This window comes from Sphingobium sp. B2D3C, from assembly GCF_025961835.1.
In the GTDB taxonomy this organism is placed as follows: Bacteria; Pseudomonadota; Alphaproteobacteria; order Sphingomonadales; family Sphingomonadaceae; genus Sphingobium.
Genome location: NZ_JAOQOK010000001.1, coordinates 418,892 through 443,535 on the forward strand (window position 1 = coordinate 418,892; position 24,644 = coordinate 443,535).

A 24,644-nucleotide genomic window follows, 5' to 3' on the forward strand; every position below is an offset into this window, starting at 1 on the left:
TGCCTGATCCGGTCCTCGCCCTGCATCGGCGCGCCCATAAGAGGTTTGCCGCGCCCGCGCAAATTCATTTCGATTCGAAACTTGTCCAGTCGCCGTTGAGCGCCATCCAGCAGGCCGTGGCGGCGATGGCGGCTGTCTCGGCGCGGAGGATTCGCGGGCCAAGGGAGATGGGGCGGGCTGCGGGATGCGCGCGGATGAGCGCGCGTTCCTTCTCGGTAAAGCCGCCTTCCGGCCCGATAAGCAGGGCGGCCGGGCCGCTGTTCGCCGCGAAGCTCGTGATCATCGGCTCGCCGCCCGTCTCGTCCGCGAAGAAAAGGGCGCGGTCAGCCGGCCAGTCGGCGAGCAGGGCGGGGAGGGTGGTGAGGTCGGCCAGTTCCGGCAGCGCGGTGCGGCCGCATTGCTCTGCGGCCTCCACCAGATGGGCATTCAACCGCTCGCCGTTGACCTTGTCGACGATGCTGCGCTCGGTGCGTACCGGGACGAGACGCGCGACGCCCAGTTCGCAGGCCTTTTCGGCGACCAGATCGATCCGGCCCTTCTTGATCGGTGCGACACAGAGCCAGAAGTCCGGCACGCTCTCTGGCGACCGCGTCTGCGCCGCGCAGCGCAGGACGAGATCGCGCTTGCGGACCTGCTCGGCCGTGGCGCTCCATTCGCCGGAATGGCCGTCGAAGAGAAGGACGGTGTCGCCCTCGCGGATGCGCATCACCGAAATCAGATAATGAGCGCTGTTGCCCTCGACCGGCACGGCAACCTGCTCGCCGAGCGCCGTCTCGACGAACAGGCGCGGCGCAGATTTGGGTGGCCAGGCAGGGGTGGCGGGCATCAATTCAGCGCGGAAAGACGATTGCTGGCAAGCTGCCGGGCGATATCGGCCGCTATGCGTGCGCTTTCATCATCGCCAACGCGCATCAACGCTGCACGGTGCGCTTCGAGTGCGGGCCTGCGCGCATCGGGAGAGAGAGCCGCGACCTCGACATAGATACGCACCGCTCGGACCCAAGGCGCGTCGATGGAGGGTACATCCTCGGAAACGCGCGCAAAGGGATAATCGATCAACTGGAGCCTTCCCTCGTACTTCTTGAGGAAGAGGACAAGCTTCATGTGGCGCGCGTACAGAAAACGTGAGCAGGAGCCGGCATAGGCATCCGGATTGGCTTCATCGAGGGTCATCGGGTCACTTGGTGTCGCTGTCCAATCCTCTCGTTCCAGAACTCCGGGGATCGCTACAGTCCCAGAAATCGCTTCCCCTTTGAGGAACACATCCGGGCGAACCAAAACGGTTGGGTCACCTTCCATTGGATCGCCCCGCTCGCTCTCCACGGTGCCGATGAGAATTGTGTCCGCCGTGGCAGCTAGCTCAAAATTGTTAGGGACTTCATAGGATGCGGCGACAGAGCAGCTCATGGCGGGTGATGCCAGGGGACACAACATCAGAACGATGAGACACAGAAACGCGCGCATCGAAAATCTCTGGCTGATCTCATCGCGCGCTTCAACCATCTTGTCTCCTGTGGCAGGAGCCGGGAGATGATATCTCCGCCGAACGAAGCTCTCCCTGACACGCAGGCCAAAGGCTTGTTAAGGCTTATGCCCCGTGCGGCACGGCCCTATGCGCTGCTGGCGCGGTTCGACCGGCCGATCGGCTGGTGGCTGCTGTTCTGGCCCGGCGCCTGGGCGATCGCGCTTGCCGGTGGGGTGCCCGAGCGCTGGACGATGCTGTTCTGGTTCCTGATCGGCAGCATCGCGATGCGGGGCGCTGGCTGTGTCTACAATGATATCGTAGACCGCGACCTCGACGCGAAGGTGGCGCGGACCGCCAATCGGCCCATCGCCAGCGGCGCTGTGTCGCTGAAGGCGGCTTGGGCGTGGTTGCTCATCCTGTGCTTCATCGGGTTGATCGTGCTGCTGCAATTGCGCTGGCAGGCGCAGGTCGTGGCGCTGGCGAGCCTTGCGCTGGTCGCGGCCTATCCGTTCATGAAGCGCATTACCTGGTGGCCGCAGGCTTGGCTCGGGCTGGTGTTCACCTGGGCCGCCCTAGTCGGCTGGGTCGAGATCAGCGGGGGCATGAACGCGGCGGGCCTGTTGCTCTATGGCGGCGCCTTCTTCTGGGTGATCGCCTATGACACCATCTATGCCCTGCAGGACAAGGAGGATGACGCGCTGGTCGGCATCCGCTCCAGCGCCTTGGCGATGGGTCGGCATGTGCGGGCAGGCGTGGGGCTTTGCTTTGTCCTGTCCCTGCTCCTGTGGGGCGGCGCGCTCTGGCAAGTCGTGCCGAGCTGGCTCTCCCTCATGGCCCTGGCGCCTCTGGCGGTGCAGTTCGGCTGGCAGGTCTGGACCTTGCGCGAGGATGGCAAGGACCCGCTCATCAAGTTTCGCTCCAACCGCTTCGCCGGTTTGCTGATGTTCGCCGCCTGCCTTGCGGTGGGCAGTGCTTGACGAACGCAGCGGGGGCGGGCAGGCGCAGGCAGCCTGACACCGCCGGGGAGCGCCAATGCTGCGTCGCATCTATGAATGGACTCTCGAGAAGGCCGGGCATCGCACCGCGCCGCGCTGGCTGTTCGGCATCAGCTTCATGGAAAGCAGTTTCTTCCCGATTCCGCCGGACGTGCTGCTGGGGCCGATGTGCCTTTCCAAGCCTCACAAGGCTTTTCAATACGCGTTGATCTGCACCGTGGCGTCCGTGCTGGGCGCATTGCTCGGTTATGTCATCGGCATGTTCCTGTTCGATACGATCGGGCGGGCGATCCTCGATTTTTATGGTCTGACGGCGGAGTTTCAGCACTTCGCGCAACGCTTTAACGAGCAAGGCTGGTTGATCGTGCTGCTCGCCGGCTTCACGCCGCTGCCTTTCAAGGTGATCACCATTGCGGCGGGCGCCACCGGGATGCCCCTTTATGTGCTGGTGATCGCGAGCATCATTTCGCGGGCCGCGCGGTTCTTTCTGGTCGCGGGTTTGCTGTGGAAGTTCGGAGAGCCGATGAAGGCCTTTATCGACCGGAACTTCGGGCTGATCACGGCGATTGTCGGCGCGTTGGGCGTCGGTGGGTTCGTGCTGGTCAAGTATCTGGTGTGATGGCGTGACAATGTCCCCCGCGCCTTACCGGATCGCTGCAGCCTTCGTCGCGCGCAGGCCGGGCGTGACGGCCCTGCTTGCCGGGCTGCTCTCCGCCACCGGTTTTGCGCCGCTGGGGCTGTGGCCGGTGACGCTCATCATGCTCGCGCTGCTGATGCAGCTGATCTGGGCGGCGCCGGACCGCAAGAGCGCAGGACGGATCGGCTATCTGTTCGGCCTCGGGCATTTCATGCTCGGGCTCAACTGGATTGCCCATGCCTTCACCTTTCAGGATTCGATGCCGGCTTGGCTGGGCTATCCAGCGGTTGGGCTGCTCTCGGTGTATCTGGCGGTTTATCCGGCGATGGCCGCCATGATCGGCTGGACGCTCGGGCGGGGCCGGCCGCAGGTCTTCGCCCTGTTCCTCGCCACGGCCTGGCTGCTGACCGAATATCTGCGCGCGAGCCTTTTCACCGGTTTCGCCTGGAATCCTTTGGGGGTGATCTGGCTGGGCACAGGCGTGGAGCAGACGGCCATCGCCATCGGCACTTATGGTCTTGGTCTGGTCGCCATGCTCGCAGCGGCGGCCTTGTGGTGGCTGGCGCACCGGCAATGGCGGCCGGCAGGTATCATGATCGTCGGCCTGGCGCTGGTGGCTGTGCTGGGGCTGCTGCGGGCGAGCTATATCGGCGCAAACGGCCAGTCTGGCGACCTTGCCAATATCCATGTCGTGCAGCCCAATATCAATCAGAACGAGAAGTACGACGCCAATCTTGAAATCTTGAACTTCCGCCGTTTGGCGGAGCTGACCATGCTGCGGTCCGGCAAGCCTGCGTTGATCTTCTGGCCGGAGGCAGCCGTACCAGCGGTGCTGGATATGGAACCACGCTGGCGCGGGCGGATCGCCTCGTTGCTGGGGATGGACGATCTGCTGATGCTCGGCGGCGACAAATATCATTTCCACGAGCAGGGCGGCGTGGTGGATACGCAGGTTCTGGAGGGCGCCAATAACAGCCTGTGGGTGCTGGACGCGCGCGGGGACCTGCATGGGCGCTATGACAAGGCGCACCTCGTTCCTTATGGGGAGTATCTCCCCATGCGGCCGGTGCTGGAGGCGATCGGCCTCTCGCGGCTCGTGCCGGGCAGCGTCGACTTTTGGCCCGGATCGGGGCCGCGCACGCTCGATCTGCCTGCGACTCCGGATGGCGGGCAGGCGCGCGGCAAGCTACGGATGGCGGTGCAGATCTGCTACGAGATCATCTTCTCCGGGCAGGTGGTCGACCGCGCTAATCGTCCCGATTTCCTGTTCAACCCGTCCAATGATGCGTGGTTCGGTAGCTGGGGCCCGCCGCAGCATCTGGCGCAGGCGCGGCTGCGGGCCATCGAGGAGGGGCTGTCCGTGATCCGCTCGACCCCCACCGGCATTTCGGCGCTGGTCGACCCAGCCGGGCGTGTCGTCCGGTCCATACCCTTCCAGCAGGCGGGTGCTTTTGAGGCCCCCCTGCCCGCGCCGCTCGCGCCCACCTTGTTTGCGCGGCTGGGTAACCTGCTGCCGGTCGGCCTGGTCGTGCTGCTGCTCGTCAGCGGCGTTGCTATCGCACGGCGCACTCGCTAAGGAGCGCGCAACATAAACATTTCTTTATATGAACTGCGGCCCCGAACTTCCGCCACGAGAGCCGCTAGAAGAAAGGTCACGATCTCCCATGCGTTCCAGCTATCTCTTCACGTCTGAATCCGTTTCCGAGGGGCACCCGGACAAGGTTTCCGACCAGATCAGCGATTCGATCGTCGACCTGTTCCTTTCCAAAGACCCCGAAGCGCGTATCGCCTGCGAGACGCTGACGACGACGCAGCTGGTGGTGCTGGCCGGCGAAATCCGCTGCAAGGGCGTGTACGAGAATGGCCAGTGGGCGCCGGGCGCGCTGGAGGAAATCGAACGCACGGTCCGCCAGACGGTCAAGGACATTGGCTATGAGCAGGAGGGCTTCCACTGGGAGACGCTGCGCTTCGAGAATAATCTCCACGGCCAGAGCGAACATATCGCGCAGGGCGTGGATGCGAGCGGCAACAAGGATGAAGGCGCCGGCGACCAGGGCATCATGTTCGGCTATGCCTGCAACGAGACCCCCGACCTGATGCCGGCGACGCTGGATTACAGCCACAAGATCCTTGAGCGCATGGCCGCCGACCGCCACTCGGGTGCGGCGCCCTTCCTGGAGCCGGACACCAAGAGCCAGGTCACATTGCGCTTCGAGAACGGCAAGCCGGTCGCCTGCACCGCTATCGTCGTCTCCACCCAGCATGCCAAGGGCTATGATGCCGGCGAAAAGGAAGCCGAGCTCAAGACCTATGTAAAGAAGGTGGTCGCCGACGTGTTGCCCGCCGCGCTGCTGAGCGACGAGACCGAGTATCACATCAACCCGACCGGCAGCTTCGAGATCGGCGGGCCGGACGGCGACGCAGGCCTGACCGGCCGCAAGATCATCGTGGACACTTATGGTGGCGCGGCTCCGCATGGCGGCGGCGCGTTCTCCGGCAAGGACCCGACCAAGGTGGACCGTTCGGCGGCCTACATCACGCGTTATCTCGCCAAGAACATCGTGGCGGCGGGCTTGGCCAGCAAGTGCACGATCCAGCTGGCTTATGCCATTGGCGTGTCCAAGCCTCTCTCGCTCTATGTCGATACGCACGGCACCGGCACGGTGGGCGACGACAAGATCGAGGCGGCGATCGGCAAGATCGAGAAGCTGGGCGGCCTGACTCCGCGCGGCATCCGCACGCATCTGGGGCTTAACAAGCCGATCTATCGCAAGACCGCAGCTTACGGCCATTTCGGCCGCAAGGCGGAAGGCGACTTCTTCCCCTGGGAAAAGACCGATCTGGTCGAGGACCTCAAGGCCGCGCTGGGCTGAGCCGAAGCGCTCCTTTGCGTTCCAAGAGATAGGGAACGGCGCGAGGCTTGCTTCGCGCCGTTTTTCGTAGGTGCTGCGCGGGCGGATGAAAGCAGGCACCGCGCGCGCCGTCCCCCGTTTCCTCCAGCGACAAAATGATCTAGGCGCACGCGCATGACTGCGCACAAATCAGGCGATCCCACCACGCTCAACCGGCTCTATGGCCGCCAATCCGGCCATAAGCTGCGGCAGGGGCAGCAGGCCCTTGTCGATGAGCTGCTGCCGGCAATCAGCGTGCCCGAGGAGGGCGAGATCACCGCCGAGCGCTTGTTCGGCCCGACCGCCTTTGGCGAGCGGCCGCTGCATTTCGAGATCGGCTTCGGCAGCGGCGAGCATCTGGCCTACCGCGCCGATATGCTGCCGGACCATGGCTTCATCGGCTGCGAGCCTTTCCTTAATGGCGTGGTCGGCGCCTTGGGGCATGTGCGGGACCAGCATCTGGGCAATGTCCGGCTGCATATGGGCAATGCCCTCGAAGTGCTGGCGCGCATCCCCGATGGGGCGCTCAGCTTTGTGTATCTGCTCCACCCGGACCCATGGCCAAAGGCGCGCCATGCCAAGCGGCGGATGATGAACAAGGGGCCGGTCGACATGATCGCCGCCAAGCTGAAACCGGGCGGCGAGTTCCGGTTCGGGACCGATCATCCGATCTACCTGCGCTGGGCGCTGATGGTGATGCGGGACCGCGAGGACTTCGACTGGCTGTGCGATAGCCCGCGCGATTTTCTCAACCGTCCGGGCGGCTGGCCCGAAACCCGCTATGAGGCCAAGGCTCGCAGGCAAGGGCATGAGGTCTGGTACTTCCGGTATCGCCGGAAGTAAAAATAACCATTTAGGTTATTTATTGTTGACATCGTGACGCTCTCTGGTTAGAAGAAGGCATCATCGCAATTCGAATCGCTTGGACGGGCCGCTCATATAGAGCCGGCCTGCTCGTCCCGTGGCGCATTGCGAAGGCTTCTCTCAACAGGATGGTGTTCATGACGCAACGCTCGATCGGTGCGCCGCGGCCGCGCATGTCGCGTCCCCGGCGCCCGCGCTGGACGATCCAGCGCCGCCGCCAGTTTCTTGCCGTGCTCGCCGAGACATCCAATGTCAGTGCAGCGGCACAGGCGGCCTCAATGCACCGATGCACCGCCTATGCGCTCAAGGGGCGTGACCCGGACTTCGCACGAGCCTGGAAGGAGGCTCTGGAGCAGGGTTATTCCGACCTCGAATTGCATCTTATGCGCCAATCGATCGGCGGGACGATGCGAACCGAAACGGTTATCGATGGCGAAACCAAGGCAGTCAAGCAGGTGCGGACCATCCACAGCTATCCGCTGACGGTGGCCGTGCGATTGCTGACAGCCCATCGGCAGGAGGTGGAATCCTGGCGGCGCGAAACCGAAGCGGCAAGTGGCGCTGGCGATGACCCGGGAGATGTGGACGCGCTGGATGCCGAACTGGAGGCCATTTGCGAGCGGTTCCTCGCGGAGGACGATATAGAGGAGAATGCCGGGGAGGCGGCAGGTGAATGACGATAGGCTGTCGATGATCGATCGCCTGGCCAGGCTGGCGCCCACGCGGCGGCACCAGTTCTTGCGGAACCTGTCAATCGCCCAGCGGCGGCGGTTGATGCAGGCTTGGCGCTTTCGGGCGCGACCTGCGCAATTGCCGCCCCAGGGCGACTGGTTTACCTGGATGATCATGGCGGGGCGGGGCTTTGGCAAGACGAGAGCCGGCGCCGAATGGGTGCGGATGGTGGCCGAGGGCGACCCCACCGCGCGCATCGCTTTGGTCGGGGCGAGCCTGCATGAAGCGCGAGCTGTGATGGTGGAAGGTGAGAGCGGGCTGCTTGCCATCGCGACGCAGGGCATTGAACCGAAATGGTTTCCTGCCAAGCGCCAGTTGCGCTGGCCGGGTGGGGCGTGCGCCATGCTCTACGGCGCTGCGGACCCGGAAACGTTGCGCGGACCGCAGCACAGCCATGCCTGGGCGGACGAGATCGGGAAGTGGCCGCGCGGAGAAGCGGCGTGGGACAATCTGGCGATGGGGCTGCGTCTGGGCAATCGACCGACCATCGTCGCGACCACCACGCCGCGCGCCGTGCCACTGGTCCGACGCCTAGCTGCCGATCCGCGCGTGGTGGTGACGCGGGGCAGCACGCAGGACAATCGAGGTGCGCTTCCGCAGAGCTTCCTCGCGGAGATGGAGCGCAATTTCGGAGGCACGCGGCTGGGGCGACAGGAGCTGGATGGCGAATTGTTGCTCGATCATGAAGGCGCGCTGTGGACGCGGGCGCTCATTGAGACGTGCCGTTTAACGGGCCCCGTGCTGGAGCGTGGGAATCTGGTGCGGGTCGCGGTCGGCGTTGATCCGCCAGCCAGTGCGGAGGGCGACGCTTGCGGCATCATTGTCGCAGGAATCGATCACGCCGGCACGGCAATCGTGCTGGAGGATGCGAGCGTCGAGCGGGCGAGCCCGCAACGCTGGGCACAGGCTGTAGCGCACGCCGCGGAGCGCTGGGCGGCAGATCGCATCGTGGCGGAAGCGAACAACGGCGGCGAGATGGTGCGTACCGTGCTGCGCGGGGCCGACATGGCCCTGCCGGTCCGTCTGGTTCATGCGGCGCAGGGCAAAGTGGCGCGAGCCGAGCCGATTGCCGCCGCCTATGAGGCCGGTCGGGTCCGCCATGCCCGACCCTTTGCGATGCTTGAGGACCAGTTGTGCGGCTTGTTGATCAATGGACGTTACGAGGGGCCGGGACGATCGCCTGACCGTGCGGATGCCCTCGTCTGGTGCCTGACCGAACTGCTTTTGAAGACCAATCCGCAGGCGCGGGTGCGATCACTCTAGCTTGTCGCTTCACCCCGTTTCGGGAACGATACGGAAGTGCTTGCTATTGGTTGCAAGCAGGCACAGCATGATCGTCCCATGAAGCTGTCCCCAGGAGCTTCCACGGGTGAACGACATTTTGGAGAAGATTGCCGAGGCATCCAGCCTCCCGCTGCTGTGGCGCGGGATGACGCGCTATTATGCGCGCAACGGCTTCGGCGCGGTCAGCTATTATTGGGTGAAAATCGGCACCAACATGCCGGCGACCCTGCCGCTGCAACATGGCTTCTCCAAAAAGGAGGTGGCGCTCTATTGCTCGTTCGATTTCCAGCGGCTGGATATCGTGCCGCGCGCGGCGCTGGCAGCAGGCGTACCCATTCGGTGGCATGAGGTGTGGGGCAATACCGAACTCACGGTAGAGGAGCGCCAGTTTCTGGAGGCCATGCGGCAGATCGATTTCACCGATGGGTTCTCCTTGCCCTGCTATGGCCCCGGCAATCGCAATGGCGTCGTCGGCCTGGGGAGGATCGCGCCGGGTGCGGACCTGAGCGAAGAGCGCATGACCCAGCTGCATTTTGCGGCGCAAGCGGCGCATTTGCGGATCTGCGGCCTTTTTGCGGAGGAAACGGGGCGGGAACGGCAACTCTCGGCGCGGGAAAAGGAGATCCTGCACTGGGTGGCGCGGGGTAAAAGCAACACGGTGATTGCCGACATCCTCCAGATATCGCCGGGAACGGTCGATACCTATATGCGGCGGATTTACGAGAAACTGGAGGTGTCTGACCGGACGTCTGCCGCCGTCAAAGGTGTGGGGTCGGGCTTGATCGCCGCCTGATCCATTCCCGCGCGATCGGGGGCGTTGCCGCGCATCGGCCGTCGCGACCGATAAGTGAATCTTGCAGCCGCCAGCCCCGACGCTGGCGGCTTTTTTCGTGCGCAAGCGAGGAGACGATCAGGTGAAATGGTTTGGACGAAAAGCCGCGTCGACACCGACGCGGCCGCCGCTGGCGCGCGCCTGGCTGGGGCTTGGCTGGGCAGGAGCGGGCGACTGGCCGCAAAGCTATGAGGCGCAGCTCAAGGCGTCAGTGATTGCCAACCCGGTAGCGCAGCGTGCGGTGCGGCTGGTGGCGGAGGCGGCGGGAAGCGCGGCGTTGCACGCGGTGGCTGCCAAGGAGGGGGATGCGCAAGCGGCTCTGGCGCTCGTGCAGCGGCGCGTGGCGGGGCAAAGTCTCATCGAGACGCTCGCCGCGCATGTGCTGCTGCATGGCAATGGTTACGCACAGATTGGCCATGGCGCCGATGGTCTGCCCGCGACCCTCTATGCCCTGCGCCCCGAACGGGTGACAATCGAGCAAGATCGCGCCGGCTGGCCGGTGGGCTATCGCTACCGGGCGGGCGAAAGCGAGATGCGCTATGCCAGCGAGGATGCGGCAGGGCGGACTGCGGTCATCCACGTCAAAGCGATCAACCCGGCAGACGATCATTATGGGCTAGGCTGCCTGGGCGCTGCAGCGGGTGCGGTGGCGATTCACAATGCGGCGACGCAGTGGAACAAGGCGCTGCTCGATAATGCAGCGCGGCCATCCGGCGCGCTCATTTATGCGCCGGGCGATGGCAGCGTGCTCGCGCCCGAGCAGTTCGCCCGGCTGAAGGCCGAACTGGAAGGTGCGTTTCAGGGTGCGGACAATGCGGGGCGGCCTATGCTGCTGGAGGGCGGGCTGAATTGGCAGTCGATGAGCCTTTCCCCGCACGACATGGATTTCGTGGCGCTGAAGGCAGCGGCGGCGCGGGACATCGCGCTCGCCTTCGGTGTGCCTCCCGTGCTGATTGGGATGCCGGGGGACAGCACCTACTCGAATTATCGGGAGGCCAATAAGGCGCTGTGGCGGCAAAGCGTCCTGCCGCTGCTGGCCAAACTGCTTGGCGCGCTCGGGCAGGGGCTGCGCGACTTCTGGCCCGAACTGGTGCTGGAGGTCGATCTCAACCGCTTGCCCGCGCTCGCCGAGGACAGGATGCTGCTGTGGGACCGGATCGAGAGGGCCGATTTCCTTTCGACCGAGGAAAAGCGCGCGATGCTGGGGCTGGACGCCACGCGCGCATGAGCGCCGGCACCGTGCGGTTCGCCGGCTATGCGGCGATCTTCGACAAGATTGATCAGGGCGGCGATGTCATCGCGCCGGGCGCCTTCTCGGCCAGCCTCGCGCGCCGTGCGGTGACAGCGCTGCCGCTGCTCTGGCAGCATCGGGCGGGCGCGGTGATCGGCCGGATCGATCATGTCGCGGAGGACTCACGCGGGTTGCGGGTGATCGGCACGATTAGTGCGTCCGGCGCGACCGCCGAACAGGCGAAGGCGCTGCTGCGCGATCGCCGGATCGAGGGATTGTCCTTCGGCTATCGCGTGGCGGCGGCGGAGGGCCATCAACCCCGCCGGCTGGATGCGCTCGATCTGGTCGAGGTGAGCCTGGTGACTCACCCGATGCAGCCGCTGGCGCGGGTTCACGCAGTGGAGGCTGGCTGACAGCGCGCACCGACTTTCTAGATGTTCAAGGGGCCGACTGCGGCCCCATTTTTGTTTTTGACGGCAGGAGAATGACGCAATGCAGGACGTGGAAACCAAGAGCCTTGAGGAGAGCTTCGACGCGATCCTGCAGGCAGACCGGCTGACGGGCATGGAGGCCCGGATGGATGCCTTTGACGAGGCGCTGCGCAAGCAGGCCGAGCGGGCGGTGGCGCTGGCCGGTCGGCCGCCGCTGGACGGCGCCAAGGGCAGCGATGTCGACCCGGCGCGCGCGGCCTTCACCGACCGCTATCTGCGGCGCGGCATCGAGGCCGGTGTGGAGCTGAAGAGCTTCTCGGGCGCGAGCGGCGGCAGCGGTGGCTATGCGGTGCCGCGCGAGATCGACCAGATGATCGACGCGGCGCTCAAATCAATCTCCCCGATCCGTGCGGTGGCCAATGTGGTGCGCACGGGGTCGGCGGGATATCGCAAGCTTGTGACGACCGGCGGTGTCGTATCCGGCTGGGCGGCCGAGACGGCAGCGCGGCCCGAGACGGCGACCCCCACCTTCCAAGAAATCGCGCCGCCCTCGGGTGATCTTTACGCCAATCCGTCGGCCAGCCAGGCGATGCTGGACGATGCCCAGTTCGATGTGGAGAGCTGGCTCGCCGAGGAAATCGCCCGCGAATTTGGCCGGGCCGAGGGCGCGGCATTCATCAATGGCGACGGGACCAGCAAGCCCAAGGGCTTCCTGACGTATGCCACCACCAATCAGGCGGACAGCGTTCGTCCATTCGGGTCGCTGCAATATGTCGCATCCGGGGCAGCGGGCGGCTTCCCGGCCAGCAATCCGCAGGATCGGCTGATCGACCTCGTCCAGTCGCTACGGGCGCCCTATCGGCAGGGTGCGGTATTCGTGATGAATGCCGCGACGCTGGCGACGATCCGCAAGTTCAAGACCAGTGACGGCGCGTTCCTCTGGCAGCCGAGCCTGATTGCGGGTCAGCCTGCGACGCTGCTCGGCTATCCGGTGATCGAGGCCGAGGACATGCCCGACATCGCCGCCAACAGCCTTTCCATCGCCTTCGGCAACTTCGCCAATGGCTATGTGATCGCCGAGCGCAGCGAGACGAGCATTCTGCGCGATCCCTTCACCAACAAGCCGTTCGTCCACTTCTACGCAGTGAAGCGGATCGGCGGCGCGGTCGCCAACAGCGAGGCCATCAAGCTCATGAAGTTCGCCGCCTCCTGAGGAGGCCCTGATCGGCGAACCGATGAGGGGCGCCATGCCGGTCTCTCCCCGCCGGCATGGCGCCTTTTTCTCATGCTTGAAGGACGGCTGCGATCATGACCGTGACAATCGAGAAGGGTGGGCCGCTCGCGGTGCCGCTCGAAGACCTGAAGCAGTATCTGGGCATCAGCCTTAGCGACGATGATGCTGCGCTCACCGATCTGCTGTGCGCGGCGAGCGAGGCGGCCGAGCAATATCTCGGCCAGATGCTGATCGAGAGAGCTGTGACCGAAGTGCGCGGCGCCAGCGGCGCATGGGGTCGGCTGACGATGGCGCCGGTCAGCGCGATCAGCAGCATTGAAGGACTGCCGGCGGATGGCGCGGCGTTCGTCCTGCCGGTTACGGCCTATGCCATCGATATCGATGGGCAGGGGGCGGGATGGGTGCGGATCCTCAATCCGGGATCGGCCGGGCGGGTTCGCTTGACCTATCGTGCTGGCCTTGCCCTTGCCACGGACAATGTGCCCGATGCGCTTCAGCACGCCGTCGTTCGGCTGGCGGGCGAGTGGTATGCGCGACGCGACGGGCTGGAGGGAGACCTGCCGGCTTCCGTTGTCTCCCTGTTGCGACCCTGGCGTCGGGTGCACCTCGCATGAGCGGCGAGACGGCAGTGAGGGGGGTGGTGATCGCCGCACTCCGCAACGATGCGGACCTGATGGCCCTGGTCAACCTCGTGAGCAATGGCGGGCCGATCAAGGCAAGCCCGCCCTGGCTTCTGGTCGGCGAGATGATGTCGACCGCCTGGGGCGCGCGGGATGTGACGGGTCTGGCGCTCCGCTTGCCCATCCAGCTGGTCGTTCGTGGCGATGATCTGGCGCGGGTGACCGCCGTGCTGGCGCGTGTGGACGCCGTGCTCGCGGGGGTCGATGGCGATCTGGGCGACTGGCGGATCACCAGCCTGCGCTTCGAGCGATCACGCATTTTGCGCAGCCGCACCGAGTGGCGAGCGAGCGCCGACTATGCCGTGCGGGCGGCGCGACTGAATTGAAGACCGCATCTCGACTTCGCTCGGTGCGAGCGGGGATGCGGATACAGAAAGGATCAAGGCGATGGCAGTGGAGAAGGGCAGCGCGTTTCTGCTCAAGATCGGCAATGGCAGCACGCCGGTAAGCTATGCGACGGTGGCGGGGCTGCGGGCCACGCAGCTTTCCGTCAATGGTGAGGCGGTGAATGTCACCTCCAAGGATTCCGGCGGCTGGCGCGACCTTCTGCCTGGCGCGGGGGTGCGCTCCGTGAGCGTGTCAGGCTCCGGGATCTTTACCGGATCGGCGGCGGAAACCCGGCTGCGCAATCATGCGCTGGCGGGCGCCATCGACGATTATGAACTGAGCTTTGAGAGCGGCGAGAAGCTGCGTGGGCGGTTTCTGGTTACGCGGCTGGACTATGCCGGCGATTATAATGGCGAACGCACCTATACGCTCGCGCTGGAGAGCTCCGGTGCCGTGAGCGCGCTGTGAGCGGGGCGGTCCCGAATGAGGCGCGGGGGGAAGCCGCGCTGATGGTCGGCGAGCACTGCCTGACGGTGCGCCCGACCTTTGCGGCGTTGGTCGCTGCCGAGCGTGAGACCGGGCCGTTGATTGCGCTGGTCGAGCGCGCGGCGGACGGGCGGCTCGGCCTCGCCGAGATGGAAGCTCTGTTGTGGCACTGCCTTGCGGATCGACCCGAGGCAATGGCCCGGGCCGATCTGGGCGACGCGCTGATCGCGCAAGGCGTGGGCGTGGCCTTGCCGGCGCTCCGGGCAATCATGCGGCAGGTCGTGGCTGGCGGGGCATGACGTCGGCCTGCTTTGCGGAGGTCGCTCGGACGTTGGCCGGGCAGGCCGGGCTGTTGCTCGGCTGGCGCCCCGACGAGTTCTGGCGCGCGACGCCGGCCGAGCTGGCCGACGCCCTGGCGGTGTTGCGCGATCTGGCCGGGCCTCAGGTCGCGCCGTTCGACCGATCTGCACTGGCCAAGATGATGGAAAGGCATCCCGATGGATGAGGATATGCAAAGCCTGTTCGCGCCGATGGGCAGCGACATGGCCCGCTTGCGCGAAGATGCGAGCGGTCTGCGCGACGAGCTAGATTTACTGAGCACAGGCGCGGAACGAGCGAGCCGCGCCATCGAGGCGGGGCTGCTGCGTGCTGTGCGGACGGGGCGGATCGGCTTTGAAGATCTCGGCAAGATCGCGCTGTCCGTCATGGACCAGATCGCCCGTTCGGCGGTTCGTAACGGCTTGGAGGCGATCCTCGGCGGCGGAGGCTCTTCCGGGCTTTTGGGGTTGGGAACGAGCCTCCTCACCGGTGCGCTTGGGTTGCCCGGCCGGGCAACGGGCGGCCCGGTGGCGCCGGGGCGGGCCTATCTCGTCGGCGAGCGCGGGCCGGAAGTGTTCGTCCCGACGAACAGCGGCCAGATTGTGCCCGGCGTCGGTGGCCAGGGCGGACGAGACGTGCGCGTGTCGATCACCGTCAATGGCAGCGGGCAGGACGCGCCGCGGGCGCTGGCGCGCAGTGCGCGTCAGGTGGCGCGGGCGGTGCGTGGGGCGCTCGGGGATTAGGCCTTTTTCGCGTCCATGACTGTGTCTCGACTTGAGCCGAGAGGCTGAAGTTTACCCTGAGCGCCCGCCTGCGGGCGGTCGAAGGGCTCGACACAAACGGGCGGGGGCGGGTGGGATCGCCCGCCGAAATGGCTGCTCTCGATATCAACAAAGGATAACCCCGATGGCCTACTGGCTGGCGACCGAGAGGCGCAATCAGGAGAGCGGCGTGGTCAAGCGCTTCTCGCCACCTTTCTGGACCGTCAATTTCCCACGGCCGATGACGGCCTCCGTCGTGACGGTCGGGGATGATGGATTGCGCGTCGATGCGGTGTTCCATGGCTCGGGCGACCTTGCCGGGCTGATCTGGGAATCGGCTGATGTATGGGACCATCCGCTGCTCCGTTATGAGACGCGACGGGATTATCGTGGCTGCACCTTGCGGTTCCGCTGGCGGAGTGGTGGGGTCAAGCCGCTCGATGCCATTCAGGGCCCGACCTTGACGCTTGAGGGGCGGGACGCGGCCGGCAATGCGCGGGCCTGGTATGTGCGGCTCTGGAACTATGCGGAAGGCAGTCCGGAGGACGCGGTCGTCACCCTCGACTTCGACGCGTTGGTCGGTGGCTTTGCCTTGCCGGCCGATGCGGACCCGGTGGATGCGCGGGATATCGACCGCCTGTTCATCTCCATCGTCCAGACCGATTATGATGAGGGAGAGACGACCTTTCCTGACGCCCGCGAAGGCCGGGTGGAGGTCAGCGAGATGGTTTGCGAGGGGGCAGGATCGGTCATCGCCATGGGCGATCCGATGCTGCCGGAGCATGGGCTGTCGATCGCCAGCGGCTATGATGATGCGTACAATCAGACGCCTGAGCGCTTGCTGCGGCAGGTGCTGGCGCTGGGCTATCGCGGCGCGATCAATCATTATGTCGGGATGAGCCACTATATGCGGCTCGCCCCTGATGGCAGCGATTTTCGCGTGACGCTGGCGGGCGGTGCGCTGGCGACGCCATGCCGGCGCTGGCACGAGGACTTCGCGGCGCGCTGCAAGGCGCTGGGGTTCGGGCTGATCCTGTCGCTCTCTTACGAGCTGTTCGATGCCTATTGCCCAGCTGAGTGGAAGCAGCAGGCGTGGGACGGAGAGCTCGCGCTGACCGGGTGGACGCCGCCCTCCGCCCTGCTTTCGCCAGCCAATGCCGCGGCTAACGACTATTTGCGTGCGGTGGCGCGGGCCTTTGCGGGCATCGCGCGGGATGCCGGGCTAGCGGTGCGTTTCCAGATCGGCGAGCCCTGGTGGTGGGTGATGTCGGATGGGCGACCCTGCCTGTACGACGATGCCACCCGCGCTGCGTTCGGGAGTGCCGCCGTGGAAATTCCGACGGTTCGCGATACGCTCGACAGCGGGCAGATGGCTTTGTTGGATGCGGCTGGCGCGCTGCTGGCCACTTCGACGGCGGGCGTGGCGGATGTCGTGCGCGCGGAGACGCCGGGCGCCGAGCTTCTTCTGCTTGTCTATCTGCCGAGCGTGCTGGACCCTGAGGCGCCGGAGCTCAAACGCGCGAACGTGCCGACAGGCTGGGCCGCGCCGGCTTTCGACCGGTTGCAGATCGAAGATTATGACTGGGTGACCGAGGGCCGAACCGCCCGCTCAGCCGCAGGGCGCGCCGCGATGGACGCGCGCCTGGGTTACCCGCCAGAGGAGCAGCATTATTTCGCCGGATTTTTGCCGGCTGGCTCCACCGATGAGTCAACGCAGACCGGTTGGGACCGCATTGCCGCAGCGGCAGATGCTGCGCGGGCGCGCGGCCATGCCGCCACCTTCATCTGGGCGCTGCCCCAGGTCGCGCGGGACGGCTTTACCTATTTCCAGCTTTCAGGAGATGCGGACGTGCAGCATTTCGACGACCTCGCCTTTCCGCTCGACATCGGCAATCGCGCGCAGGTGGCGCCGGCTTTCTCGACGCGGATCGTGGAGAGCGTGTCCGGCCACGAGCAGCGCAGCACGCAATGGGCTGACGCGAGGCTGCAGTTCGATGCGGGGCCGGGCGTGCGATCTGAGGCGGATATCGCGACGCTCATCGCCTTTTTTCGGGCTCGACGCGGTGCAGCTCGGGGGTTTCGGTTCCGCGATCCGTTCGATCATGCGTCCGGCCCGTTCGGCGTTGCGCCGGGGCCGTTTGATCAGTGGATCGGAACGGGCGATGGCGTGACGACCAGCTTCCAGTTGCGCAAGAATTACGGGGTGGATGATCCCCAGCAACGACGGATCACGCGGCCCGTCGCAGGGAGCATCAGGGTTGCGGTGGATGGGCTCGAGCGGTTTGCCGGCTGGTCTCATCCGGGCATGGGGGAGATCGCGTTCGATGACCCGCCGCCCGAGGGCGCGGTGGTGACGGCGGGCTTTGTCTTCGACGTGCCCGTGCGCTTTGCCGAAGACCGGCTGGATATCGACCGAGAGACGTTTGCGGCGGGCATTGTCCCGTCCGTCCCCCTGATGGAGGTGCGTGAGTGAGCGCTGCGGCGATCCTGAGCAAGCCGCTTTGCGCGCTCGCTTTTTGCTGGCGGTTGGAGCGGCGGGATGGCGTGACCATCGGCCTGACCAGCCATGACCGGGGCCTGCAGGCGCACGGCCTGCGTTATGCGGCAGCACCCGGGATCACACCGAGCGCCATCGTGCAGGGTGGCAACGACCCGGACCTGACGGACTTGCAGGGCGCCATCAGCAGCGCGGCCATCAGTGAGGTCGATCTTGATGCCGGGCGCTGGGACGGTGCGACACTGCTCCTGCATCTCACCGAATGGACCGAACCCGGGGTGCTCTGGCTGGAACTTGCGCGCGGCGAACTGGGAAGCATCGAGCGGCGCGGCGGCGCTTATTCGGTGAGCCTGCGATCTACGCTTGCGGCGGCGCTCGAGCGCCCGGTCGCGCCGGTGACCAGCGCCACCTGCCGGGCGACGCTGGGGGATGCGGATTGCCGGATCGATTTGCGGCGGCATCAGCAGATCGTCGCGGTTGATGCCGTGGCGGATGACCGCGTTGCGTGCGGTGGCCTGCTGGCTGGGGTGTATCCCTTCGGCTCGTTGCGCTGGCTGGAGGGGCCCAATTGCGGCCTCCTGCAGACCATTGTCGATCAGGAGGCGGGGGGCGTTTTATTGGCGGAACCGCCGGTGTTTCCGGTGGCAGCAGGCACGCGCGCGCAGTTGACGCAGGGGTGCGACAAGCGCCTCGCGACTTGTGCGGGGCGGTTCGGCAATGCCGTCAATTTCCGCGGGGAGCCGCATCTGCCCGGCATGGATCTGCTGACGCGCTATCCCGGGAGCTGAGTGATGGACGTTGGCGAACGAATGGCGGCCGAGGCCTTGGCTTTGGTCGGCGTGCCCTTTCGGTTGCACGGGCGCAGCATGGAAACGGGGGTGGATTGTGTCGGCCTGGTTGCGCTTGCGGCGCGGCGGGCCGGAGTCCGCGTTCCCACGCTCCCGACCTATAAGCTGAGGGGAATGGGGCAGGCGAGGGCGGTGCGGAACCTCGCGGCATGCGGCCTCTCACCGGCGCCGGAGATGGGCGAGGGCGCCGTGCTGCTGGTCGATAGCGGTCCGATGCAGTTGCATCTGATGATCGTGACGCGGGGCGGCCATGTCCATGCTCATGCCGGACTGGGCAAGGTGGTGCTGATGCCGGGGCCATCGCCCTGGCCGGTGCTGGGCGCGTGGCAATTTCAGGAGTAGCGCATGGCGACATTGGTTCTCACCGCCGTGGGCAGTGCCCTTGGCGGAACGTTCGGCGCTGTGGGCGCGGCGATTGGCGGCGCGGTCGGCGCGCTCGCCGGACGGTCTGTCGATGCCCTGATTTTTCGACCCGGCGGGCGGACGGGGCCCCGGCTGAGCGACCTTCAGGTTCAGACATCCCGCTACGGCGCGGCGATCCCGCGCATCCACGGAACGATCCGTGTCGCGGGCACGGTGATCTGGGCCACGGACCTTCAGGAAAGCACATCGACAAGCGGTGGAGGCAAGGGCAGCCCAAGCGTCACGACCTACAGCTATTCCGCGAGCCTGGCTGTTGCGCTTTCCTCACGGCCTATTCTCGGCATCGGACGCATCTGGGCGGACGGCAATCTGCTTCGTGGCGCGGTCGGGGATTTCAAATCGCCGCTCACGGCATTTCGGCTGTATCTGGGCGGGCCGGACCAGATGGTGGACCCGCTGGTGGCGTCCGCAGTGGGCGTGGCGCAATGCCCTGCTTATCGCGGCTGCGCTTATGTCGTGTTCGAAGGGCTTCAGCTGGCGGACTTCGGCAACCGGATTCCCTCGCTGACGTTCGAAGTGATCGCTGATGCCGAACCAGCGGCCCTGCCGGCGATTGCCTCCGACCTTGCCGGGCGCACCGTCAGTCATGCCGGAGACGGCGATCCAGCCCGCCTGCTGGGCTTCGCGGCGGAAGGGACAGTGGAGGAAGCGATGCGCGACATCGTCTCGCTGCACGACGTGCGATGGACAGAGCGCGAGGGGGCGCTTGCGTTGAACAGCGGGAGGCCGACGGACGATGTCATCGATCCGGCAGCCGCCGTGCGCAGCATAGACGGCGAGAAGCAAGCCGAGCCTCAGCATGTCCGCACACCGATCGAGACGGTGGCTGCCCAGCTGGCGATCCGTCACCATGACCCGGCCCGCGACTATCAGCTTGGCCTGCAGACCGCGTTGCGGGCCGGGCCGGGGATGCGCAGTGAGGAAATCGACCTGCCCGCGGCGATGGGGGCGGATGATGCGCGGCGCCTGGCCGACCGGAAGCTGCGCAATGCGTTGCGACGGCGCCGAAGCGTCAATATCGGCGCTGGTTGGAGCGCGCTGGACCTCGGTCCGGGCGATCTTGTAACCGTTGCGGGCGAACCGGGACAGTGGCTCGTCGAGACGACGGAATGGGATGACATGGCCGTCAGGCTCAGTCTGCAGGCTTTTGAGAGCGGCACGCGGGCCATCGCAGGTGCAGGGGCCTCTGGGGAGCCGGTCCGCCAGCCGGATCTCGTTCAGGGGCCGACCAGTCTGGCGATTGTGGAGTTGCCGGGTGACGGGACTACGATCTCCACGAGCCCCGTGATTGCGGCAGCGGCGTGCGGTACAAATGCCGGATGGCGGCGCGCAGCCCTCTTTCGCTATGATCCGGTCCTGGAGATTGCCGAGCCCATTGGCAGCACAGCGCCGCGCGCCGTGATGGGCCGCACTGGTGGCGCGCTGCCTCCGGGCGCGCCGTGGCGGATCGACCTTTCCAGCAGCGTTGAGATCATTCTCAACGATCCCGGCGATGTGTTGACCGGGGTGGGGGACGATCTTCTGCTCGGCGGCGCGAACATCTGCCAGATTGGAGAGGAACTGCTGCAATTTGGTCAGGCGGACGCGCTCGGGCCGGGGCATTATCGTCTGTCACGGCTCGTTCGCGGGCGCATGGGCACCGAATGGGCCATGGCTGGGCACGACGCGGGCGAACGGTTCGTGCTGCTCGACCGCGAGCGGCTGGCGCCGATCTCGGTCGAGCAAAGCGCGGTTGGAACGACGCTGACTCTGAGGGCAATCGGCAGCGGGGACAGTACGCCCGCGCAGGACAGCCTTTTGATCGACGGCCGCGCATTGATGCCTCTTTCGCCGGTGCACGGGCGGCACACGACTTTGGCCGGTGGTGATGTTGAGATCAGTTGGGTTCGCAGAAGCCGGCTTGGCTCGGCATGGATTGACGGCGTGGATGCGCCCCTCGGGGAGGAGCGGGAGGCTTATGCGGTCAGTGTCGTCGCGGACGGCGTGACATTGCGGCGATGGGAAACGACGCTCCCGTCCTGCGTCTACGCGGCGAGTGACGTTGCGGCCGATCTCGCGGCCGCGGCCTTGGCTGGCATGCAGATCGAAGTGAGGCAGTTGGGAAGCTGGGGAGCGGGGCGAGCGCTGGTCATTCCCTGGCCCTGACTTATCCGCGTCTCCGCGCGCGATTCCCCACATGAGAAGGATAACGATCAATGGCTCAGACCGATCGATTTGGCTTGCCGCTGCTCTCCGCTGGGCAGGCGCAAAAGGAGCTCACCCATAATGAGGCGTTGTCGCTCATCGACATCGCGATCGGGCGAGTGGTGGAAAGCGCAAGCCTGTCAGCGCCTCCCGCCGCGCCCGATCTGGGTGCGTGCTGGCTCGTTGGGAGTGGCGCAACGGGCGAGTGGGCGGGGTGCGAGCGAATGATTGCGGCGTGGACTGCGGCTGGATGGCGCTTCCTCGCGCCGTTCGAGGGCTTGCATTGCTGGAAGCGGGATACGCAAAGTGGCGTGAGATTCCAGGCCGGCGACTGGCGGGAAGACGGTCTGCGGACTGACGGTTTCTATGTTGATGGCGAGAAAGTGATTGGCAGCAGGCGGCCTGCAATCGCGAATCCATCCGGGGGCGCGCCCGTCGATTCGCAGGCGAGAGAGGCGATCATTTCAGTGCTTGATACCCTGAGGGCACACGGCCTCATCGCATCGTAACCACGCATAAAGCACAAAGACGTTGTCGGTTCCCAACATGCGGACGCGACAGGCAATATTTCCTGCAGGGCCAACATTAGCTGATCACAATGCGGCATTTAGGCAACATCATGCGATTGTGCGCTTGAAACCTTTGCGGCGCACTCCTAAAAACGTCGAGCAGCATTTTACGATCAACCTGAAAGGGGAATGATATGCGGAAGCTTGGCCTCGCCATAGCGCTCGCTTCGACCGCGATGGCATCACCATCGCTCGCCAAGGACGGCGCCTGGTATCTGGGCGGTGACATTGGCGCGATCATCGTCGAGGACTCTGACACCACGTATGACGCCGGCACCGTTGCCGGTGTGGCAGCGACCACTGGCGTCACGGCCAACACCCCGCACAAGGTCGGTTACGACGCCGCGGGTTATGTGGGTTACGACTTCGGCGCGTTCCGCCTGGAAGCCGAATATTCGCACAAGAAGGCGATGAACAAGAACACCACCTACTCGAACCGGACGACGGCTCTGCCCGGCGGCCAGGCTCGCGTGGACAGCATCATGCTGAACGGTATGCTCGACTTCGGTCCCGATGATGGCCTGCAGGGCTTCGTCGGCGGCGGCGTCGGCGTTGCGCGGTCCAAGATCTCGCTGCCCGACACGCGCGATTCCGACACGGGCTTCGCCTGGCAGGCAATCGCTGGCGTCCGTTATCCGGTCAGCAACAACGTCGATCTGTCGCTGAAGTATCGCTTCTTCAACCACAGCAACATCGACCTGATCAACACCGCCGGCACGCCGCTGGAAACTGAGGTTCGCAGCCACAGCATCCTGGCTGGCCTGGTGTTCAACTTCGGTGGTGAAGAGCCGGCTCCGCCGCCGCCTCCCCCGCCGCCCCCGCCGCCGCCTCCCCCGCCGCCTCCGCCTCCGCCGCCTCCGCCGGTCGCGCAGTGCCAGCCGGGGCCGTACATCGTGTTCTTCGAGTGGGATAGCGCCGACGTTACGCCGGATGCTGCCTCGATCCTCGACAACGCGGTTTCGGCTTATGCGAACTGCGGTAGTGCGCAGGTCATGCTCGCTGGTCACGCTGACCGTTCGGGCTCGCCGCGCTACAACATGGGCCTTTCCGAGCGTCGTAACGCGTCGGTCCGTGGCTACCTCACCTCGCGTGGCATCTCCGACGGCGTCATCTCGACGCAGGCCTTCGGTGAGACGCGTCCGCGTGTCGACACGGCCGACGGTGTGCGTGAACTCCAGAACCGTCGCGTGGAAATCACCTACGGTCCGGGTTCGGGCAACTAAGAGTTCTCCGCTTCGGCGGGACGAACAAGGAAGGGGCCGGCTTATCCGGCCCCTTTTTTGTGTGAAAGAGCGTCGGGCTGTCAGCTTGCGTCTATGGGCGCGCATCCAGAGCGGGCGATACAGCAGGCGTGATGAGCCTCGCAGACCGGTTTCACTTGAAATCTAAGGGCATAGCCCGATATTGTGCGCTGATAGTCCGGCGCTGTTGCCGGAAAGAGGAGATGATAAAATGGCGAATTGGCCAGATCCCCGGTCGTCCGCTACGGGCTACGGTGGTGCTTCCACGCATGCGAGCGAGGTTGCTTATGACGCAGGCCTGCGCTCCTACATGCTCTCGATCTATAATTACATGGCCAGCGGCGTGCTGGTCACGGGTATCGTTGCGCTGTTGTTTGCAAGCTCCGGCTTCGCAGCTCAGGTGCTGGTGACCCCGCTGCGCTGGGTAATCATGCTGGCGCCGATGGCCTTCGTGATGGTGCTGAGCTTCGGCATCAACAAGCTGCAGACGAGCACCGCGCAAGCGCTATATTGGGCATTTGCAGTCGTCATGGGCCTCTCCATGTCGTCGATCTTCCTGGTGTTCACGGGTGTCTCGATTGCGCAGACATTTTTCGCCACGGCAGCGGCTTTCGTGGGCCTGAGCCTGTACGGCTATACGACTAAGAAGGACCTCTCCGGTTTCGGCACGTTCCTGATCATGGGCGTGGTCGGTATTCTCGTCGCCATGGTCATCAATATCTTCGTGCAGTCGACGGCGCTTCAGCTGGTCATCAGCATCCTTGGTGTCCTGATCTTTGCCGGCCTGACTGCCTATGATACGCAGCGCCTTAAGAGCCTGTATTTCCAGGTTGCCGGGTCCGACATGATGGGCAAGGCCGTCATCATGGGCGCGCTGAGCCTGTATCTGGACTTCGTGAACATGTTCACGTTCCTGCTGCAGTTCCTCGGCAATCGCGACTGATCTCGCCGGGTTCTTTTCTTGTACAAGAAGGGCTGGGAGACATCCTCCCGGCCCTTTTTCTTATTAGGCCAGCCCGAGTGAGTGCACCGGAACTGAGTCTGGACTAAGCTTTGCCCGACTGCGCCTGCGCGATAAGCGCATTGTCGATTTCCTTCGCGCGCACATAGGCGGGTCGGCTCTCAAGGCGCGCGACATAGTCCGAGAAAATCGGCCGGGAAGGGATGGTGCCGAACTGCAGCCCCCAAGCGATATGCGATCCGACATACACATCGGCTGCCGTGAACATCTCTCCGCAAATAAACGTCTTCCCCCGGAGCGCGCTTTCCAAGGTCTCGATTGTCTGCTCGAAGCTGCCATAGCCCAATGTCCTTTCCCGATCAGGCTCAGCGACAAAACCCAATGCACGGTTCGTCACAGCCGCCTCTAGCGGTCCCGCCGCAAAGAACATCCAGCGATAATAATCGGCACGATCGGGGAGGGGCGGGGCCAGCGCTGCTTCGGGAAAGCGATCCGCCAGCCAGGCGCAAATCGCGGCGCATTCCGTGACGACCGCTCCTTCGTGCACCACGGCGGGCACCTTTCCCATCGGATTGATGGCCAGATAGGCCGGGCCTTTCATCTCGGTCTGGTAGTCGAGCAGGTGGGTTTCGTACGGGACGCCGACTTCTTCCAGCATCCAGCGGACAATTTGCCCGCGCGACATCGGGTTGGTGTAGAATTGAATTTGGCTCATGATCGTCTCCCCAGTGACTGGAACGTATCATGAACGAA

General features: G+C 65.1%; 27 protein-coding genes. 24 read left to right on the plus strand and 3 right to left on the minus strand.

Annotated features, from left to right (window positions below; genetic code table 11):
* Positions 1–64 precede the first annotated feature (64 nt).
* Both M2339_RS01885 and M2339_RS01890 read right to left on the minus strand, forming a co-directional pair.
* Positions 65–826, minus strand: coding sequence for a 16S rRNA (uracil(1498)-N(3))-methyltransferase (locus M2339_RS01885; RefSeq protein WP_264587685.1), 762 nt, complete (start codon positions 824–826; stop codon positions 65–67).
* Positions 826–1,503, minus strand: a complete 678-nt coding sequence (locus M2339_RS01890) for a hypothetical protein (protein ID WP_264587684.1) — start codon at positions 1,501–1,503, stop codon at positions 826–828. Before M2339_RS01890 ends, M2339_RS01885 begins: the two co-directional genes overlap by 1 nt.
* 27 nt (positions 1,504–1,530) lie before the next feature.
* Here M2339_RS01890 and ubiA point away from each other — a divergent pair, with 27 nt between their 5' ends.
* The 24 genes from ubiA to M2339_RS02010 all read left to right on the plus strand — a co-directional run bounded on the left by ubiA (position 1,531) and on the right by M2339_RS02010 (position 23,873).
* Entirely contained in the window at positions 1,531–2,442 is a 912-nt protein-coding gene (gene ubiA, locus M2339_RS01895; protein WP_264587683.1) for a 4-hydroxybenzoate octaprenyltransferase, read from the plus strand.
* A 55-nt stretch (positions 2,443–2,497) separates the two neighbouring features.
* The gene (locus M2339_RS01900) at positions 2,498–3,079 is read left to right on the plus strand and encodes a YqaA family protein (RefSeq protein WP_264571072.1); all 582 of its coding nucleotides are present in this window, start codon (positions 2,498–2,500) and stop codon (positions 3,077–3,079) included.
* 10 nt (positions 3,080–3,089) lie between these two features.
* Positions 3,090–4,673 (plus strand): apolipoprotein N-acyltransferase, encoded by a 1,584-nt coding sequence (gene lnt, locus M2339_RS01905; RefSeq protein WP_264606133.1) that lies wholly within the window; start codon positions 3,090–3,092, stop codon positions 4,671–4,673.
* A gap of 88 nt (positions 4,674–4,761) precedes the next feature.
* Entirely contained in the window at positions 4,762–5,970 is a 1,209-nt protein-coding gene (gene metK, locus M2339_RS01910) for a methionine adenosyltransferase (protein ID WP_264587682.1), read from the plus strand.
* A 153-nt stretch (positions 5,971–6,123) separates the two neighbouring features.
* Positions 6,124–6,831 carry a tRNA (guanine(46)-N(7))-methyltransferase TrmB gene (trmB, locus tag M2339_RS01915; protein WP_181560376.1) on the plus strand — a complete coding sequence of 236 codons (708 nt, stop codon included), beginning with the start codon at positions 6,124–6,126 and terminating at the stop codon, positions 6,829–6,831.
* A 158-nt stretch (positions 6,832–6,989) separates the two neighbouring features.
* Positions 6,990–7,529, plus strand: a complete 540-nt coding sequence (locus M2339_RS01920) for a hypothetical protein (protein ID WP_264587681.1) — start codon at positions 6,990–6,992, stop codon at positions 7,527–7,529.
* Between the two features lie 13 nt (positions 7,530–7,542).
* Entirely contained in the window at positions 7,543–8,847 is a 1,305-nt protein-coding gene (locus M2339_RS01925) for a DNA-packaging protein (protein WP_413714885.1), read from the plus strand.
* A 106-nt stretch (positions 8,848–8,953) separates the two neighbouring features.
* Positions 8,954–9,661, plus strand: coding sequence for a helix-turn-helix transcriptional regulator (locus M2339_RS01930; protein WP_264579565.1), 708 nt, complete (start codon positions 8,954–8,956; stop codon positions 9,659–9,661).
* Positions 9,662–9,782: 121 nt separating this feature from the next.
* Positions 9,783–10,928 (plus strand): phage portal protein, encoded by a 1,146-nt coding sequence (locus M2339_RS01935; RefSeq protein ID WP_264587679.1) that lies wholly within the window; start codon positions 9,783–9,785, stop codon positions 10,926–10,928.
* Positions 10,925–11,344 carry an HK97 family phage prohead protease gene (locus M2339_RS01940; RefSeq protein ID WP_264606134.1) on the plus strand — a complete coding sequence of 140 codons (420 nt, stop codon included), beginning with the start codon at positions 10,925–10,927 and terminating at the stop codon, positions 11,342–11,344. Before M2339_RS01935 ends, M2339_RS01940 begins: the two co-directional genes overlap by 4 nt.
* Before the next feature lie 79 nt (positions 11,345–11,423).
* Positions 11,424–12,575: a phage major capsid protein gene (locus M2339_RS01945; protein WP_264587677.1), complete on the plus strand. Its 1,152-nt coding sequence runs from the start codon at positions 11,424–11,426 to the stop codon at positions 12,573–12,575.
* Between the two features lie 95 nt (positions 12,576–12,670).
* Positions 12,671–13,210, plus strand: a complete 540-nt coding sequence (locus M2339_RS01950) for a head-tail connector protein (protein ID WP_264587676.1) — start codon at positions 12,671–12,673, stop codon at positions 13,208–13,210.
* Positions 13,207–13,602, plus strand: a complete 396-nt coding sequence (locus M2339_RS01955) for a DUF3168 domain-containing protein (protein ID WP_264606135.1) — start codon at positions 13,207–13,209, stop codon at positions 13,600–13,602. The genes M2339_RS01950 and M2339_RS01955 overlap by 4 nt, the downstream gene beginning before the upstream one ends.
* A gap of 61 nt (positions 13,603–13,663) precedes the next feature.
* Entirely contained in the window at positions 13,664–14,071 is a 408-nt protein-coding gene (locus M2339_RS01960; protein WP_181560368.1) for a phage major tail protein, TP901-1 family, read from the plus strand.
* Positions 14,068–14,388 carry a gene transfer agent family protein gene (locus M2339_RS01965; protein WP_264587674.1) on the plus strand — a complete coding sequence of 107 codons (321 nt, stop codon included), beginning with the start codon at positions 14,068–14,070 and terminating at the stop codon, positions 14,386–14,388. Before M2339_RS01960 ends, M2339_RS01965 begins: the two co-directional genes overlap by 4 nt.
* The gene (locus M2339_RS01970) at positions 14,385–14,594 is read left to right on the plus strand and encodes a phage tail assembly chaperone (RefSeq protein WP_264587673.1); all 210 of its coding nucleotides are present in this window, start codon (positions 14,385–14,387) and stop codon (positions 14,592–14,594) included. Before M2339_RS01965 ends, M2339_RS01970 begins: the two co-directional genes overlap by 4 nt.
* Complete coding sequence (locus tag M2339_RS01975; RefSeq protein WP_264587672.1) at positions 14,587–15,150, plus strand: tail tape measure protein; 564 nt, start codon at positions 14,587–14,589, stop codon at positions 15,148–15,150. Before M2339_RS01970 ends, M2339_RS01975 begins: the two co-directional genes overlap by 8 nt.
* A gap of 163 nt (positions 15,151–15,313) precedes the next feature.
* A complete protein-coding gene (locus tag M2339_RS01980) occupies positions 15,314–17,641 on the plus strand; it encodes a DUF2460 domain-containing protein (RefSeq protein ID WP_264587671.1) in 2,328 nt (775 codons plus the stop codon).
* Positions 17,638–18,453 carry a DUF2163 domain-containing protein gene (locus tag M2339_RS01985; RefSeq protein WP_264587670.1) on the plus strand — a complete coding sequence of 272 codons (816 nt, stop codon included), beginning with the start codon at positions 17,638–17,640 and terminating at the stop codon, positions 18,451–18,453. The genes M2339_RS01980 and M2339_RS01985 overlap by 4 nt, the downstream gene beginning before the upstream one ends.
* Before the next feature lie 3 nt (positions 18,454–18,456).
* On the plus strand, positions 18,457–18,855 hold the full coding sequence (locus M2339_RS01990) for a peptidoglycan endopeptidase (RefSeq protein ID WP_264587669.1): 399 nt from the start codon (positions 18,457–18,459) through the stop codon (positions 18,853–18,855).
* Positions 18,856–18,858: 3 nt separating this feature from the next.
* A complete protein-coding gene (locus M2339_RS01995; RefSeq protein WP_264587668.1) occupies positions 18,859–21,081 on the plus strand; it encodes a phage tail protein in 2,223 nt (740 codons plus the stop codon).
* A gap of 50 nt (positions 21,082–21,131) precedes the next feature.
* Entirely contained in the window at positions 21,132–21,629 is a 498-nt protein-coding gene (locus M2339_RS02000) for a DUF2793 domain-containing protein (RefSeq protein ID WP_264587667.1), read from the plus strand.
* Positions 21,630–21,823: 194 nt separating this feature from the next.
* Positions 21,824–22,912, plus strand: coding sequence for an OmpA family protein (locus M2339_RS02005; RefSeq protein WP_264575196.1), 1,089 nt, complete (start codon positions 21,824–21,826; stop codon positions 22,910–22,912).
* Positions 22,913–23,141: 229 nt separating this feature from the next.
* Positions 23,142–23,873, plus strand: coding sequence for a Bax inhibitor-1/YccA family protein (locus M2339_RS02010; RefSeq protein ID WP_264571054.1), 732 nt, complete (start codon positions 23,142–23,144; stop codon positions 23,871–23,873).
* Between the two features lie 103 nt (positions 23,874–23,976).
* Here M2339_RS02010 and M2339_RS02015 read toward each other — a convergent pair whose 3' ends face one another.
* A complete protein-coding gene (locus M2339_RS02015; protein ID WP_264587666.1) occupies positions 23,977–24,606 on the minus strand; it encodes a glutathione S-transferase family protein in 630 nt (209 codons plus the stop codon).
* Positions 24,607–24,644: the final 38 nt, after the last annotated feature.

What these genes read in the sequence shown, in the direction of transcription:
- M2339_RS01950 (WP_264587676.1), top strand. Translation starts at nt 12,671, where the DNA reads ATGACCGTGACAATCGAGAAGGGTGGGCCGCTCGCGGTGCCGCTCGAA.
- M2339_RS01960 (WP_181560368.1), top strand. Translation starts at nt 13,664, where the DNA reads ATGGCAGTGGAGAAGGGCAGCGCGTTTCTGCTCAAGATCGGCAATGGC.
- M2339_RS01925 (WP_413714885.1), top strand. Translation starts at nt 7,543, where the DNA reads ATGATCGATCGCCTGGCCAGGCTGGCGCCCACGCGGCGGCACCAGTTC.
- lnt (WP_264606133.1), top strand. Translation starts at nt 3,090, where the DNA reads ATGTCCCCCGCGCCTTACCGGATCGCTGCAGCCTTCGTCGCGCGCAGG.
- M2339_RS02010 (WP_264571054.1), top strand. Translation starts at nt 23,142, where the DNA reads ATGGCGAATTGGCCAGATCCCCGGTCGTCCGCTACGGGCTACGGTGGT.
- M2339_RS01955 (WP_264606135.1), top strand. Translation starts at nt 13,207, where the DNA reads ATGAGCGGCGAGACGGCAGTGAGGGGGGTGGTGATCGCCGCACTCCGC.
- trmB (WP_181560376.1), top strand. Translation starts at nt 6,124, where the DNA reads ATGACTGCGCACAAATCAGGCGATCCCACCACGCTCAACCGGCTCTAT.
- M2339_RS02015 (WP_264587666.1), bottom strand. Translation starts at nt 24,606, where the DNA reads ATGAGCCAAATTCAATTCTACACCAACCCGATGTCGCGCGGGCAAATT.
- M2339_RS02005 (WP_264575196.1), top strand. Translation starts at nt 21,824, where the DNA reads ATGCGGAAGCTTGGCCTCGCCATAGCGCTCGCTTCGACCGCGATGGCA.
- M2339_RS01940 (WP_264606134.1), top strand. Translation starts at nt 10,925, where the DNA reads ATGAGCGCCGGCACCGTGCGGTTCGCCGGCTATGCGGCGATCTTCGAC.
- M2339_RS01920 (WP_264587681.1), top strand. Translation starts at nt 6,990, where the DNA reads ATGACGCAACGCTCGATCGGTGCGCCGCGGCCGCGCATGTCGCGTCCC.
- M2339_RS01990 (WP_264587669.1), top strand. Translation starts at nt 18,457, where the DNA reads ATGGACGTTGGCGAACGAATGGCGGCCGAGGCCTTGGCTTTGGTCGGC.
- M2339_RS01975 (WP_264587672.1), top strand. Translation starts at nt 14,587, where the DNA reads ATGGATGAGGATATGCAAAGCCTGTTCGCGCCGATGGGCAGCGACATG.
- M2339_RS01970 (WP_264587673.1), top strand. Translation starts at nt 14,385, where the DNA reads ATGACGTCGGCCTGCTTTGCGGAGGTCGCTCGGACGTTGGCCGGGCAG.
- M2339_RS02000 (WP_264587667.1), top strand. Translation starts at nt 21,132, where the DNA reads ATGGCTCAGACCGATCGATTTGGCTTGCCGCTGCTCTCCGCTGGGCAG.
- M2339_RS01945 (WP_264587677.1), top strand. Translation starts at nt 11,424, where the DNA reads ATGCAGGACGTGGAAACCAAGAGCCTTGAGGAGAGCTTCGACGCGATC.
- metK (WP_264587682.1), top strand. Translation starts at nt 4,762, where the DNA reads ATGCGTTCCAGCTATCTCTTCACGTCTGAATCCGTTTCCGAGGGGCAC.
- M2339_RS01900 (WP_264571072.1), top strand. Translation starts at nt 2,498, where the DNA reads ATGCTGCGTCGCATCTATGAATGGACTCTCGAGAAGGCCGGGCATCGC.
- M2339_RS01995 (WP_264587668.1), top strand. Translation starts at nt 18,859, where the DNA reads ATGGCGACATTGGTTCTCACCGCCGTGGGCAGTGCCCTTGGCGGAACG.
- ubiA (WP_264587683.1), top strand. Translation starts at nt 1,531, where the DNA reads ATGATATCTCCGCCGAACGAAGCTCTCCCTGACACGCAGGCCAAAGGC.
- M2339_RS01980 (WP_264587671.1), top strand. Translation starts at nt 15,314, where the DNA reads ATGGCCTACTGGCTGGCGACCGAGAGGCGCAATCAGGAGAGCGGCGTG.
- M2339_RS01885 (WP_264587685.1), bottom strand. Translation starts at nt 826, where the DNA reads ATGCCCGCCACCCCTGCCTGGCCACCCAAATCTGCGCCGCGCCTGTTC.
- M2339_RS01890 (WP_264587684.1), bottom strand. Translation starts at nt 1,503, where the DNA reads ATGGTTGAAGCGCGCGATGAGATCAGCCAGAGATTTTCGATGCGCGCG.